At 29.8% G+C, this 14,460-nt stretch carries 9 protein-coding genes, 1 tRNA gene and 1 pseudogene; 2 read left to right on the forward strand and 9 right to left on the reverse strand.

What is annotated here, in order from left to right; all coding sequences use genetic code 11:
• Positions 1-304: 304 nt before the first annotated feature.
• A tRNA-Ser gene (locus tag AC2GW8_RS04710) sits at positions 305-389 on the forward strand.
• A gap of 191 nt (positions 390-580) precedes the next feature.
• Here the strand turns inward: AC2GW8_RS04710 and AC2GW8_RS04715 are convergent.
• The 6 genes and pseudogenes from AC2GW8_RS04715 to AC2GW8_RS04740 all read right to left on the reverse strand — a co-directional run.
• Positions 581-664, reverse strand: a pseudogene (locus AC2GW8_RS04715) (transposase); the annotation flags it as partial.
• 388 nt (positions 665-1,052) lie between these two features.
• Positions 1,053-1,355 carry a transposase gene (locus AC2GW8_RS04720; protein ID WP_440882184.1) on the reverse strand — a complete coding sequence of 101 codons (303 nt, stop codon included), beginning with the start codon at positions 1,353-1,355 and terminating at the stop codon, positions 1,053-1,055.
• Between the two features lie 1,278 nt (positions 1,356-2,633).
• Positions 2,634-4,325, reverse strand: coding sequence for an energy-dependent translational throttle protein EttA (gene ettA / locus AC2GW8_RS04725; protein WP_440881637.1), 1,692 nt, complete (start codon positions 4,323-4,325; stop codon positions 2,634-2,636).
• 38 nt (positions 4,326-4,363) lie between these two features.
• Positions 4,364-4,546, reverse strand: a complete 183-nt coding sequence (locus tag AC2GW8_RS04730) for a CAL67264 family membrane protein (RefSeq protein WP_440881638.1) — start codon at positions 4,544-4,546, stop codon at positions 4,364-4,366.
• Positions 4,547-4,687: 141 nt separating this feature from the next.
• On the reverse strand, positions 4,688-7,306 hold the full coding sequence (locus AC2GW8_RS04735; RefSeq protein WP_440881639.1) for a response regulator: 2,619 nt from the start codon (positions 7,304-7,306) through the stop codon (positions 4,688-4,690).
• A 377-nt stretch (positions 7,307-7,683) separates the two neighbouring features.
• Positions 7,684-9,711, reverse strand: a complete 2,028-nt coding sequence (locus tag AC2GW8_RS04740) for an oxidoreductase (RefSeq protein WP_440881640.1) — start codon at positions 9,709-9,711, stop codon at positions 7,684-7,686.
• A gap of 289 nt (positions 9,712-10,000) precedes the next feature.
• Here AC2GW8_RS04740 and AC2GW8_RS04745 point away from each other — a divergent pair, with 289 nt between their 5' ends.
• On the forward strand, positions 10,001-11,995 hold the full coding sequence (locus tag AC2GW8_RS04745; protein WP_440881641.1) for an LTA synthase family protein: 1,995 nt from the start codon (positions 10,001-10,003) through the stop codon (positions 11,993-11,995).
• A gap of 64 nt (positions 11,996-12,059) precedes the next feature.
• Here AC2GW8_RS04745 and AC2GW8_RS04750 read toward each other — a convergent pair whose 3' ends face one another.
• From AC2GW8_RS04750 to AC2GW8_RS04760, 3 genes are read right to left on the reverse strand one after another with little or no spacing between them, the layout of a single operon-like run.
• Positions 12,060-12,638, reverse strand: a complete 579-nt coding sequence (locus AC2GW8_RS04750) for a phosphatase PAP2 family protein (RefSeq protein ID WP_440881642.1) — start codon at positions 12,636-12,638, stop codon at positions 12,060-12,062.
• Position 12,639: 1 nt separating this feature from the next.
• Positions 12,640-13,680: a peptidylprolyl isomerase gene (locus AC2GW8_RS04755; protein WP_440881643.1), complete on the reverse strand. Its 1,041-nt coding sequence runs from the start codon at positions 13,678-13,680 to the stop codon at positions 12,640-12,642.
• A 54-nt stretch (positions 13,681-13,734) separates the two neighbouring features.
• The gene (locus AC2GW8_RS04760) at positions 13,735-14,460 is read right to left on the reverse strand and encodes an FKBP-type peptidyl-prolyl cis-trans isomerase (RefSeq protein ID WP_440881644.1); all 726 of its coding nucleotides are present in this window, start codon (positions 14,458-14,460) and stop codon (positions 13,735-13,737) included.

Raw genomic sequence — 14,460 nt, forward strand, 5'->3', positions numbered from 1 at the left:
ATAATTTAAAAGCGAATGTAGAATTATTTCTTAAGATATAACAACTAAATTACTATAATTACGCTTAATATTACTCCCTAGTTATATACATCGAATAACCTTTACTTCTTAAAACAATAGTTTACTTCGAATAACCAGCATACCAGTATTAATTTTTGTTAAAAAAAATTAAAAATACACTGATTTACAAGTACTTAAAAACAAACAATAAATTCATTAAAAAAAACTTATAAAAACTTTTTTTATAATTAAAAAAAGGTTCTATATTTGCATCCGCAATCAGGAAACACCTGATTAGACTCAAGGAGAAATGGCAGAGTGGTCGAATGCGGCGGTCTTGAAAACCGTTGACTGTAACAGGTCCGGGGGTTCGAATCCCTCTTTCTCCGCAAATCCGAAGTGAAAACTTCGGATTTTTTTTAGGGGATTAAAGAGAAAAAGCTTGTTCTAAGACGACAAGCTTTTTCCGTATATACTCTTTTTAAAAAGTCAATATCATGCAGTTAATACTATATTAATATAATAGATTTATATACTAAGGACTTTAAATAAAAATTAGGATCATTCTCAAAAGTTGTGGTTAGGCAAAAATTTGCGTTAATCTAAAAAGGAAGAATTCTGTGTTTTTCACTCCTCTAAATTGTGCTCCAAAAGCTTTTATTTTTGTATTAAAAGATTCCGCGAAAGCATTTGTACTTCGATTATTAAAATAATTGAGTTTTGATTTGTAATTTACAACTTATAGAGTTTGCTACAATATTAAACGCTTTAAAGTCTGAGTACTATATTTCTTTAAACCACTTCGCCAATTTTGTGCAAGCAATTCCTTTAGTTATGGTTTTGTTATTAAAAAACTTCTAAGTTTTTGACATATTCCATATGCTTTTTAATATCTAGATATTATTCAAATAATATTTCTTCTCTTTGTTGTTATTTTTGTGCCCAGCCTACTTTTGTTTTATAATGTAAATATCTACTTCTGATCAATATTTTTTTTACAGTATCTATGTTTTCAAAAGTTAATAATAATATATTTTGTTATTATTCTTAGCTTATTTGATTTGATTATTTTTTATATCATTAGCACCCCAATGATGTTTTATTCGAATATCTTGTAAAGCGTCAAAAGCTAGTTTTTGCAAATGAAACCTATTTGTTACTCTTTTAGCTTGTAAAAAACACTTTTTAGTTATTAACTTCATTGAGTTAGCCATATCTAAAGTTATTTCTTTTACTTTGTTTCGTTTTGAACTTAGAATTTTAAGTAGTCTATCTATCGTATATTCAGCTTTAGTCCCTGCAATGATAGCTAAAATACCCTCTACTTTTCCTTTAGCTTTTTTATTAGTAACAATGGTATATAACTCCCATTAAGATATAGAAACCTCATCAATAGAAAGTTACCTCCCTATATTTTCAGGAAACAGTAAGTAATCGTATGTGATTTTTCTTTCCATTGTTTAAAATCACTTAAATAGCCTTTAGATTGACGTTGTAGCTTTTAACCATTTAAACCATAAAAACTAGCTATGGTATAACAAACAGGCTTTAGTACCGATTAAGCACTTTTAAAAAAACAGCAAACTCAACAGTCACGATAGTTCCCTTCCCTATGCTACTAAATCCCAATTTCTTTAAACTACTTTTTGAGTTGCTTTATTCAACCATCTCCTACTTTTGATATGGAGTATAATACTATTTTTCATCTTAAAGGAAAATCTTATACTATAATTTCTTTATAAAAATCATGAGAAACAACTATATCCATAGTAAACTCATCATTAATAGGCTTCTTTTTCTCAAAATACAAATGAAGAGTTTCTTTAATGGTTTAATACTTTATAATATCAAAATATGTAATCAGTAATTCTGGTGGTAAAACTTTTAGTAAGTCGATATAAAAATCCAAGTAGTCCCTTTTTTTATAAAATCGATATTCTATTTCAATTCGCCCACAACTTTTGTTATCGATCCGATTTCGTCCTCAAGCACTAAATCAAACCAAATAATCTAACAAATGCATCCAAGAGATGAAATACTACAAAAGATAAAAGAATTCTTATGACTGATAATACTTTCAATAATAAAAGATAAAATGAGAAGTACTTCGACTATAATTTAAAAAATCAAAATTATATAAGCTACAAAGTATATTTATAAAACATCAAATTACAAAACTTATTAATCCCAATAAATCAATTTATATATCTAGCTAGCGTAATATCATTTCCTAAAAAGAATCCTTTTTTTCAAATTAATGTAGCTAATCAAAAAACTCGATTTACAAAAATGGAACATAAACCTCTTACAAAATCTTCCTACAGAACATCATTTAGAAACTGGTCAGTAAAGAAAAAGCTATAAAATAATTTAAAAGTATACTACCTTAAGTACTAACATATAGAGAACTCTTAAACAATTAATTATATAAATAAATATTTTCTTTACAAAAAAGAAAAATCAACCTAAAAAAACTACGAGCATAATTAAAATAGACAAAAACAGGGAATACTTTCCTATTGTGGGGTTTTAAATTTGCAGCTAATCATTAGTTAGCCCAATACTTTAAAAAGAAATATTATTTATAAATTTATTTTTAATAAAAAAGAGAGGGACCCCCTCTCTTTAATCGCTTATCTTATTAGTTTTTTATATTTAATACGTTTCGGCATGACATCTCCTCCCAAGCGTTTTTTCTTGTTTTCTTCATAATCAGAGAAAGACCCTTCAAAAAAATAAACCTGGCTATCCCCCTCAAAAGCTAAAATATGTGTACATATTCTATCTAAAAACCATCTATCATGAGAAATAACAACCGCACACCCTGCAAAATTTTCTAAGCCTTCCTCTAGAGCTCTTAAAGTATTTACATCTAAATCATTTGTTGGCTCATCCAGCAATAAAACATTTCCTTCCTCCTTCAGAGTCATTGCAAGATGCAATCTATTCCTTTCACCTCCTGATAAAGTTTCTACTTTCTTATTTTGTTCATTTCCTGAAAAATTAAAGCGACTTAAGTAAGCTCGAGAATTCACCTGCTTACCTCCCATCATTACTAGATCTTGACCATCAGAGAAATTCTCCCATATAGTTTTACTAGGATCAATATTAGAATGATTTTGATCAACATAGGCAATTTTAGCTGTTTCACCAACATTGAAGGTACCTGCATCGGGAGTATCTTCGCCCATTATCATTCTAAAGATTGTTGTTTTACCAGCACCATTAGGGCCTATAATTCCAACAATACCAGCTTGAGGAAGATTAAACTCCAAGTTTTCATACAATAATTTATCTCCGTAAGCTTTTGATACACTTTTTGCATCAATAACATTGGTTCCTAGTCGTGGTCCGTTAGGTATATAAATTTCTAACTTTTCCTCAACTTGTTTTTGATCTTGATTGAGGAGTTTATCGTAGTTCTTAAGACGAGCCTTTGACTTTGCCTGACGTCCTTTTGCTCCCTGTCTAACCCATTCTAATTCTCTTTCAAGTGTTTTTTGCCTTTTAGAAGCTGCTTTGCTCTCTTGTGCTAACCTATTTGACTTTTGATCTAACCAAGAAGAATAGTTTCCTTTCCACGGAATTCCTTCACCTCTATCTAATTCCAATATCCATCCTGCAACATTATCTAAAAAATAACGATCATGTGTAACCGCAATAACAGTTCCTTTATATTGCGCTAAATGATGCTCTAACCAATGTACTGATTCAGCATCTAAATGGTTAGTAGGCTCGTCTAATAATAGGATCTCAGGCTCTTGTAGTAACAAACGACACAGAGCTACCCTTCTTCGTTCTCCACCTGATAATAAGCCAATCTTTTTATCTCCCTCTGGGGTTCGCAATGCATCCATTGCTATCTCAAGCTTAGTATCTAATTCCCAGGCATTTGAAGCGTCTATTTTATCTTGAAGCTCTGCCTGTTTAGCCATTAATTTTTCCATTTTATCTGGATTAGAATACACTTCTTCTAATCCAAACATATCATTTATCTTATTATATTCATCTAAAACAGCAACTACATCCGCTACCCCCTCTTTAACTATTTCTAAAACTGTTTTATTCTCATCTAAGATAGGTTCTTGTTCAAGATACCCTACTTTATATCCTTGCGAGAATACTACATCACCTTGATAGTTTTTTTCTTGCCCTGCAATAATTCTTAATAAAGTAGATTTACCCGAACCATTAAGACCAAGAATACCGATTTTGGCTCCATAAAAAAAGCTTAAATAGATATCCTTTAATACTTGTTTTCCCGTGCTCTGATAGGTTTTAGAAACCTTATTCATTGAGAAGATAATCTTTTTATCGTCACTCATTATTTTATAATATTTTTAGAGTTAATTTAAGAATGATTTTACACCCTACCCTTTAGTGCATTAAATACCCAAGCATTTGCAAAAAAACCTAATCCCACAGCACCAAAACCATAACCAGCTATCTCATCATACTTAAATATTGCCAGTACAATAAGCAGAACTCCCATGAAAATCATAATTAGTGTTGCCCAACCAAGAACAGTGTTTTTATTCATTGCCATAATTAAAATTTTATATTGAATAAAGAAACTTTATGCTATTTCTCTAAACCAAAGTAAGTAACAAATATCGCAAATATTTAGCCAAGAAAACAACAAAGACATTTAGAGTTTTTACATTTATTTATAAAAAAATTAAACCTCCTAGTCCGAATTAAATAATTCACTTGGACTTACCCCAAATCTTTGTTTAAATTTTACTGAAAAATAGGAAGCACTTTTTATTCCTACAGAGTATCTTACGTTATTTATATCTGCTTCTTCTTTATTTTTGATTTTTTTATAGGCTTCTTGAAGTCTTATTTCCAAAATAAATTTAACAGGAGTTAGCCCCGTTAGTTTTTTCATAATTCTTTCGAGTTGCCTCTGGCTTAAATTTACCTCTTCAGCTAAAAAAGCAACAGAAAAACCATCTTTATCAAGGTTATCAATAACAATTTTTTGAAGTCTCTTAAGGTTCTTTTCTTGAAACGATTCTACATCTTTATCTTTTTCTGTAATTTGTTGTTTAATATTATCTCTTTTATTTTTATTATCAAGTAAACAATTTATTCTTGCTATTAGTTCATTTTTACCAAAAGGCTTTACAATGTAATCATCAATACCAATATTAAACGCTTCAACTTTATTTTCTTCATAACCCAACGCTGTAACTAAAATAAAAGGAACATCATCATTTAGAGTACTCTTTTTCATATGCTTTCTAAATTCTAGTCCATTCATTTTGGGCATCATCACATCGGAAATAACAAGATCATATGACTTCTTATTTAATTTTTCTAACCCCTCTTCACCATTAAAAGCAAAATCACATTCATATAGTTTAGATAAAATTTTTTCATAATAATCTACCATATACGGGTTATCCTCAACAACAAGTATTGTACTAAATTCCCTTCCAATGTTATTTATAAATATTGAAGATGCATTACTAGGCTTAGGCTGATTTATAACTTTTTTTGAGACAACCTCAGTGTTTCCAATTATTTGTTTCGAGTTCGAAACTGGTAACTGAACTCTAAAAGTTGTACCTTTATTGGGCTGGCTCTCTACAGAAATAACACCTTTTAAGGTATCTACAATATCTTTAACAATTGCTAAACCAATTCCAAATCCCTCTGATTTCCCTTTTTTCTCTTCTTGATAAAATTTCTTATAAATATTTAATTGATTTTCTTCACTTATTCCACTTCCCTGATCTATTACTTCAATATTAAACAAATCTTTTTCAAGAAAAACGTTAAAAAAGACAATGGTATTTTTATTAGAAAACTTAATAGCATTGCTTACCAAATTATTAACTAAACTCTCAACTTTATTTAAGTTTGTTAATAAATTAAAATTCTCTGGTAAATTGGAGCTGTAGTCAAGTTCTATATTTTTAATTTTAGCAATACTATCAAAAGAAAAAAATAGTTGTTGTAAAAAAGGCTCTATTATAACATTTTCTAATCGTAATTCCTCTTGTTTTTTATCTTCCTTTAAAAGGTTTATTATATCAGAAATATTACTAATAACTTTATTACTCTTCCTTCTAATCTCCCCGAGATATTTTCTTAATTGATCTTCGCTGATACTTTTGTCTGTAGACAAATCGATATATCCCAAAATTAAAGAAATTGGAGTTCTAATTTCATGAGCTATGTTAATAAATAATGACGCTCTAAACTTTTTAAAATCTTGTTCATTTTCTAACTCTAATTTTATTTTTTTTCTGTCAAAATGAATCTTAAAGAAATATCTCTGAAAAATAACAATCAACAAAAGTCCTACTCCTAAAAAAGCTATGATTAATTGTTTTCTTTTATTCCCTTCATTCACCACCAAAGCTTCTTTTTCCTTTGTAGTTAAATTTAAATTCGTTTCCGCCATATCTTTTAGATCAGAAACTAAGGAGTCTTTATATCTTTCAGTGAACTCTATATATTTTTTTTTATATAGTTTGACCTTATTTAGGTCTTTCTTTTTTAAATAAAAATCAATAAAATTATTATAAACTCTTCCTATTTTTTCAACATCATCAATGGCCACAAATCCTTTTTCTGCTTGTTGCAAACAATCATACGCTTTATCCAACTGATTAACATTTATATATGATTTTGAAAGGGTTAAATTAATTACATCTAAATTCTGTTTTTTTATAGAGTCTAAAACTTTCAACTTGTCATATGATACAATCGTATCATATCCTTTAAGTTTTTCAAAAAACAAATCTCCATATTTAACAGCCTCTTGGTGTTTCGACACGTCATAACTATAAAAAACTGATAATTCATGAATTGGAAGTAAATCATAAGGATATACACTTTTACTTTTTGAAATTTCTAGTGCTTCTTTCAGTACTTTTTCTATCTCATTATATTTTTTTCTTCCTCTGTAAGAAATTGCTCTAATTTTACTTATACTCACATAATCTGACCATCTACTAAAATCCCTATAATATTTTTGTAATTTATCAAGAATTATATCGCTCTTTTCATAATCAGCTCCCATCAAATAGTACCAAACCATCAAACGATATCTTTTAGCCAATTCATGATCATCTTGAATGTACTGAACCTCTTTAGATAACTTAAACATAGCTTTAGCCGCTATTTCTGGTTCCAGACTAAAGAAAACTATTTTCCTTAATGAATCATATTCTTTCTTTGTTAAAACAGATACTGACTTAATTTCTGAAGAACTATCCTTATCAAAATCACAACCTAAAAATACAAGTATAAAGGAAGTGACTACAACTTTTAAATAATTTATTTTGCCCATTATTACCCTAAGACCATAAATCAATTTTTAAGTTTATTTTATTAAAAATTGAATACAGCTTGATTTACAACTTCATATTAATGCAACAAAGTAACAAAAAAGACAAGAAATATCATTTGATATATTTATTTTTTAAATAAAAAAGTTAAAAACACGAAAATTCAATCAATTACGTTTTACTCAAGATCGTGATTCTACTTCTAAAATCACTATTTTGAACACGAAATCATACCCATAACTAATTCATTAAAATCAAAATTCACAAAAATAGTCAATTCAAAAAGTAAAACTAAACTGTGTTCTTTGATTGAACAGTAATTATAAATACAATTTTTTTTTTTGCAAAAAAGAAAAAACTACTATAATTCAAAGATAAATTAAAGGACAGCTGCTAACCTGGCTCCCTGATTAATAGCTTCTTTAGCATCCAATTCAGCAGCAATATGAGCTCCACCAATAACATGTACAGTCATTCCTTTTGACGTAAGAGGTTCATAAAGCTCTTTAAATGGTAATTGCCCTGCGCAAAGAATAATATTATCAACCTCAAGCACCTTATTTTCATTATTTTGAACATAATGCAATCCTAAATCATCAATTTTTGTGTATTGTACCTCTTTTATAAATTGTACGTTTTTCTTTTTTAAGTTTGTTCTATGAATCCAACCTGTTGTTTTACCCAAGTTTCCTCCAAATTTACCTTCACTCCTTTTAAACATAAAAACTTCTCTTGGTGACGGTGCTATTTTTGGAGTTGTATTTTCAATACCGCTTCTAGCTTCAAGTGTTTTATCAATACCCCACTCTTGAAGCCATGCGTCAATATTAACGCTAGTACTTTCACCGTCATGAGTAAGATATTCTGAAACATCAAAACCTATTCCCCCTGCTCCAATAACAGCTACTTTTTTACCTACTTCTTTTTTATATTTTAAAACATCTATATAACTAAGAACTTTCTGATGTTCTATACCTTCAATTCTGGGTTTTCTTGGTGTGATCCCTGTCGCTAAAATTATTTCATCGAAGCCTCCTTTAATTAAATCTTCTGAATTCACCCTAGTGTTTAAGCGTAAATTCACCCCGTTTAATTCTATTTGCTTTTTAAAATATCGGATTGTTTCATAAAACTCTTCTTTACCTGGTATTTGCTTCGCTATATTAAACTGGCCTCCAATATCATTTTCAGAATCAAATAACGTTATATCATGTCCTCTTTTAGCTGCTATTGTAGAAACAGAAAGACCTGCTGGTCCAGCGCCCACAACAGCTATTTTTTTCTTTTTATCAGTTTTATTGTAATTTAATTCTGTTTCATGACATGCCCTAGGGTTTACTAGGCAACTTGCTATTTTTTTCTGAAAAACATGATCTAAGCAAGCTTGATTACATGCAATGCAGGTATTTATTTCATCCTCTCTCTCTTCTCTTGCTTTATTAACCCATTCAGGGTCTGCAAGAAAAGGACGTGCCATAGAAATCATATCTGCATGCCCTTCAGACAAAACCTTTTCGGCTGTATCTGGCATGTTAATTCTGTTTGAAGTTATTAATGGAATTGAAACTTCTTTTTTCATTTTTTCAGTCACCCATGTAAACGCTGCTCTTGGCACCGAAGTTGCTATCGTGGGAATTCTTGACTCATGCCACCCAATACCTGTATTTATAATAGTAGCACCTGCTTTTTCTATTTCTTTACCTAAATGCACAACTTCCTTCCAAGAACTTCCGTTATTTACAAGATCAAGCATTGAAAGTCTATATATAATTATAAAGTTTTCTCCTACAGCTTCTCTTGTCTTTTTAACCAAGCTTATCGGAAGTTTTATTCTATTTTCGTAATCTCCCCCCCAACCATCTTTTCTTTTATTTGTTCTTTCTACAATAAACTGATTGATAAGGTATCCTTCTGAGCCCATTATTTCTACTCCATCATACCCTGCTTCTTTTGCCAATTTTGCCGAGTTAACAAAATCTCTGATGGTTCTTTTGATTCCAGACGAATGTAACTTAAATGGCTTAAATGGATTTATGGGAGCCTTAAGTGCTGAAGGGGCTACATTTAACGGGTGATAAGCATAACGACCAGCATGTAAAATTTGCATACATATTTTCCCTCCTTCATCATGAACCGCTTTTGTAATAACTCTGTGCTTTCTCGCGTGTTTTTTTGTGCTCATTCTCGCGGAAAACGGAGCTGTCCAACCTTGTATGTTTGGTGCTATTCCTCCAGTAACTATAAGTCCTACTCCTCCTCTTGCTCTTTCTGCGTAGTAGGCTGCAATTTTATCAAAACCATTTTTTTCCTCTTCCAGTCCAGTATGCATTGACCCCATTAAAATTCTATTTTTAATAGTAGTAAATCCTAAATCTAGTGGTTCAAAAATATGTTTGTACTTGGTCATAATTAGCTTTGTTTATACATTTATTATGCGCGCATAATAAATGCAAGTTACTATAAATTTTAATAACTAACAAAAAAGAAATCCCCTTCCAATTCAAAGCTTTTCGATGCAAAACATACTCAACTACTAAACAAGCTATTAATCACATTAAAAGCATAAAAACTTATACTAGGATCGATATAAATAATTAAAAATAAAGCCGTTAAAATATCACTATTTTAACATTTAAGATATAATATGGTTTTTTAAAACTATAGTATATTTGTTTTTTAAAAAATTATATTTATTCATGTTTAAAAAAGTTCCAAATTATGTGAGGTATATAATGACTAATTTTCTAGCATTTTTTATTTATGCTGGCTTATTTCGTTTAATATTTTATATTTCTTACGCTAATTTAGAACAAGCAAGTTTTAATGAAATTAAAACAGCTTTGTCATTTGGTGTTAGATTTGACATAAAACTTAGTGCAATATTAATAGTTCCATTAACAATACTAGTTCTAATATTTAATGATCGCTTTTTCACTAAGAAGGCCTGCAAATATGTTGCTAATATCTATCTCTCACTTTCTTTCTTATGCATCACATTATTTTATTTCTTTGATTTTGGACACTATGATTACTTAAATACTCGATTAAATGCCTCCTCTCTCCGTTTTTTAAGTAACTTAAAAATATCTTTACAAGTTCTAATTCAAAGTTACCCGATATTTAAAATTACATTTGCGTTAATTCTACTTTCAATAATTTCGAGTAAAGTAGTAAGTCTATTTTATAAAAGATTTAATTCTGCAAATAATAAAACCGCGACAAAGGTAAAGGTGTATTATGTTTTCTTTTTATTACTAACTCTAAGTTTTAGCATTTACAATAGCTTTACACATTATCCCTTAAGATGGAGTCAAGCTTTTTTTTCTAAAAATAATAATGTCAATCAGTTTGCTCTTAATCCCGTACTTTATTTTTTCGATAGTTTTAAATTCAGAAATGAGGGAGTGGACATAGTAAAAACAAAGCGTTTTTATCCTGCTGTTGCAAAAGAATTAAATCTTTCAATAGACTCTTTAAATTTTAAAAGAACATTTTCGTTTTCTAAAGACACGTTAAAAAATCAACCTAATATAGTAATTGTTATGCTTGAGTCAGTTGGAGTTGTACCAATGAGTTATTTTGGTAATCCAATTAAGACAACACCGAAAATGGATAGTATCATTAAAAAGAGTACGCTATTTTCAAAATTTTACGTTCATAAAGCAGGAACAGCTGCTAGTGTATTCTCTAGTGTTACTGGTCTTCCTGATGTTGATGGAGTTCGTACTGCTTCAAGAAACCCTATGGTAATAGACCAACGAATAATTTTTGACCAATTTAAAGATTATCGAAAACTATACTTCTTGGGTGGAAGTGCTAACTGGGCAAATATTCGAGGAATATTTCAATCAAACATAAAAAATCTAGAAATTTATGAAGAAGGAAGCTATAATTCAGAAGAAAGAGTTGATGTTTGGGGTATAGATGACTATGATTTATTTAGAGAAGCTGATTTAAAACTAGCCAAAGTCAACAAAACAAATACTCCATTCGTTGCCTATATCCAAACTGCTAGTAATCATATGCCCTTCACTTATCCCAAACAAAAAGATTCATTTAAACCTTTTACTGATAATGATATTAGTAAAAAAGAACTTGAGAAAGCAGGGTTCGATGGTATAAAAAGATTAAACGCACTTAAATATTTGGATTTTAATGTTGGTAAATTTTTAGAAAGGACCAAGAAGTCGGGTTATTATGATAATACCATATTTCTCTTCTTTGGTGATCATAATACCTCTATGCACGCAACTACTAACTTTAAAAAAGAATTTGATTTAGGTATTCAAGCCAATCATGTTCCCTTTTTTATTCATGCTCCTAAATATATCCAACCCAAAGTAATATCAAAGTTCACTAAGCTTGTTGATATATTTCCTACAGCTGCTAGTATTGCTAAAACTCCTTACACAAACTACACGTTAGGGGCGAATGCTTTAGATAGCACAAAAACAAATAATTTTGCCTTTATTTTTAATATTTCAAATGGTGAGCCTAGCTTAGCTTTATTAAAAAACGATTTCCTATATTCAAAGAAAATCATAACCAATGAAGTGCATCTGCATAAGCTTTCCGGAGAGAGTCTAGAGGATTATAAAAATGAACTACCTGAAATAACAAAGTCTATGGATAGCTTGGCTCTAGGTTATTATCATGCTACTAAATATCTTTACCTCAATAATAAAAAGTAGTGTTTTTTACTAAATATAAAAGCTAAATAAAAAAGAAGTCGTTAAATGACTTCCTTTTTTATTTCTAAACCATTATTTCTCTTTTTTCTAAGTAAGATTCAATTATTGAATAGAGCTTAAAAAAAAGGTAACCAAAAGTACCTCCAACTGTTCCTCCAACCAAAATATCTATCGGAAAATGTACTCCTAAATAAATTCTACTGTAGGCAAAAAATAAAGGAAATAAGAAAAGTAATTTTATGGGCTTAAATAAATCCTTTAACAAAAGAACAACAAAAACAGTAAGAAAAGTTGATGTAGTAGCATGCCCAGATATAAAACTAAAACTTTGCGGATTAATTAAACTAGGTCTTAGAAACTTAGAGACAGAGATATCATTATTGGGCCTCAATCGCTCAAAAATCCCACGAATCATATTCGTAAATTGATCTGAAAAAACCACCAAGAAAATAATAAACAAACAAGTAAATAATCCTTTTTTTAATCCTAGCTTTTTAAAAATAACATATAATATAAAAATAAATAAGGGAGTCCAATTGAATTGATTAGTTATAGTCAACCAAAAATTATCAAAGAGCTCATTCCCTAAATTATTTAAGAAAATAAGTAATTCTTTATCTATTTGTATAATTCTATCTACCAAACTACTTCCCTACTTTTAAAACTTCAACTTCAAATACTAAATCTGATTTAGGAGGAATTGGCCCCATACCTTTTTCCCCGTATCCTAAGTAATAAGGAATAAAAAATCTAGACTTATCACCTTCTCGCATTGTTTTGACACCTTCTTTCCATCCTGCTATTAAACTTTGCTCATTTATAGTAAAAACAAAAGGTTTGTTCCCATCGATACTAGAATCTATTTTTTTTCCATCTGTTAAATAAAGTGTGTAATGAACCGTTGTAGCAATCGCAGGATTTACTTTTTTACCACTTCCTTTAGCTAAGGATAAAATTTTTAATCCTGAGCTCGTTAAAGTAGCATTCTCGATTCCCTTTTCTTTTTGAAATCTCGCTTTTGCTTCCTCAAGTTTTTTCTTTCTCTCTTCTTCTTTTTTAACTACATTGTTTAGCTCAAATTCGAAAACTTCATTTGCTCTAAATTTTTTAGCTTCTTTTCCTACCCTAATAATCTCAATGCGGTTTATATAATCGTCTTTTTTAATCGTATCTACTATATTTTGACCTATTTTAACTTGACCAAAAACAGTATGCTTGCCATTTAACCAAGGTGTTTCTTTATGTGTAATAAAAAACTGACTCGAATTAGTATTTTTTCCTGAATTAGCCATAGATAAAACTCCTGCTTTATCATGCTTGTATATCAACTCTCCTTTGTCATTTAAGGGAAATTCATCAGCAAATCGATATCCTGCATTTCCTCTACCTGTCCCAGTGATATCCCCTCCTTGAATCATAAAATCATTGATAACTCTATGAAATTTGGTACCATCAAAATATGGCTTTCCTTTCAAAGAATCTGTCATTTTAGGGTTATCTCCTTCTGCTAAGGACACAAAATTAGCAACTGTCATAGGAACATCTTTATCATAAAGCTTTACCAAAACATCACCTTTATTTGTTTGTATATCAGCATACAAGCCATTATCCAAATTAGGGTACTTTGCAGACTTACAAGCTGAAAAAACAATAATAATAGCAAAAAATAATTTAAATAATTTCATTTTAATTGACTTTAAAAAAATAAGGTTAGTAAATCTACTAACCTTATTACATATTTATTTTAATTCTTCTAGAAGCTCTACTTCAAAAATTAGTGTGGCAAAAGGCTTTATTTTACCTCCTGGTCGTGGTGTTGCTCCATAACCTAAATCACTCGGTATAAAAAACTTATACTTTGCTCCAGGCTTCATTAACTGTATACCTTCTGTCCATCCTTTTATCACTCTATTTAATAAAAATTCTGCAGGCTCTTTTCTATCTACTGAACTATCGAATACAGTTCCGTCAATTAAAGTACCATGATAATGTACTTTAACCTTAGAAGTAGCTTTAGGACTTTCTCCCTTTCCTTCTTTTAACACAACGTATTGCAATCCACTTTCAGTAGTTACAACTCCTTCTTTTGCTTTATTTTTCTCTAAAAACTCTTCGTTTTCTTTCTTCAAGTCTCCAAATTCTGCCTCGGCTTTTTTAACCTGTTCTTCTTGCATTTTTTTCATTCTTTCCTCATTCTTTTTCTGAAAATACTTTCTAAGAATATCTTGAACGTCTTTTGACTCTAAAAGCAAATTAGTTGAATCAATCCCATTCTTGAAACCTTGCAAAAGTAAGTCTGCGTTTGCATCTTCAAAGTTACTCTTAATTTGAGTTGCCATGTTTAAACCAACAGCATAACTTACGGTATCTATTTGGTTTTCTAATGATTTTTTAGTTTTAAATTGACCATTATCACATGATACTACTGAGATTCCAACTGCAGTAGCGATTAAAAATTTAGTCAT

This window comes from Tenacibaculum profundi (assembly GCF_057162725.1).

What these genes read in the sequence shown, in the direction of transcription:
- ettA (WP_440881637.1), bottom strand. Translation starts at nt 4,325, where the DNA reads ATGAGTGACGATAAAAAGATTATCTTCTCAATGAATAAGGTTTCTAAA.
- AC2GW8_RS04730 (WP_440881638.1), bottom strand. Translation starts at nt 4,546, where the DNA reads ATGGCAATGAATAAAAACACTGTTCTTGGTTGGGCAACACTAATTATG.
- AC2GW8_RS04735 (WP_440881639.1), bottom strand. Translation starts at nt 7,306, where the DNA reads ATGGGCAAAATAAATTATTTAAAAGTTGTAGTCACTTCCTTTATACTT.
- AC2GW8_RS04740 (WP_440881640.1), bottom strand. Translation starts at nt 9,711, where the DNA reads ATGACCAAGTACAAACATATTTTTGAACCACTAGATTTAGGATTTACT.
- AC2GW8_RS04745 (WP_440881641.1), top strand. Translation starts at nt 10,001, where the DNA reads ATGTTTAAAAAAGTTCCAAATTATGTGAGGTATATAATGACTAATTTT.
- AC2GW8_RS04755 (WP_440881643.1), bottom strand. Translation starts at nt 13,680, where the DNA reads ATGAAATTATTTAAATTATTTTTTGCTATTATTATTGTTTTTTCAGCT.
- AC2GW8_RS04760 (WP_440881644.1), bottom strand. Translation starts at nt 14,460, where the DNA reads ATGACTAAATTTTTAATCGCTACTGCAGTTGGAATCTCAGTAGTATCA.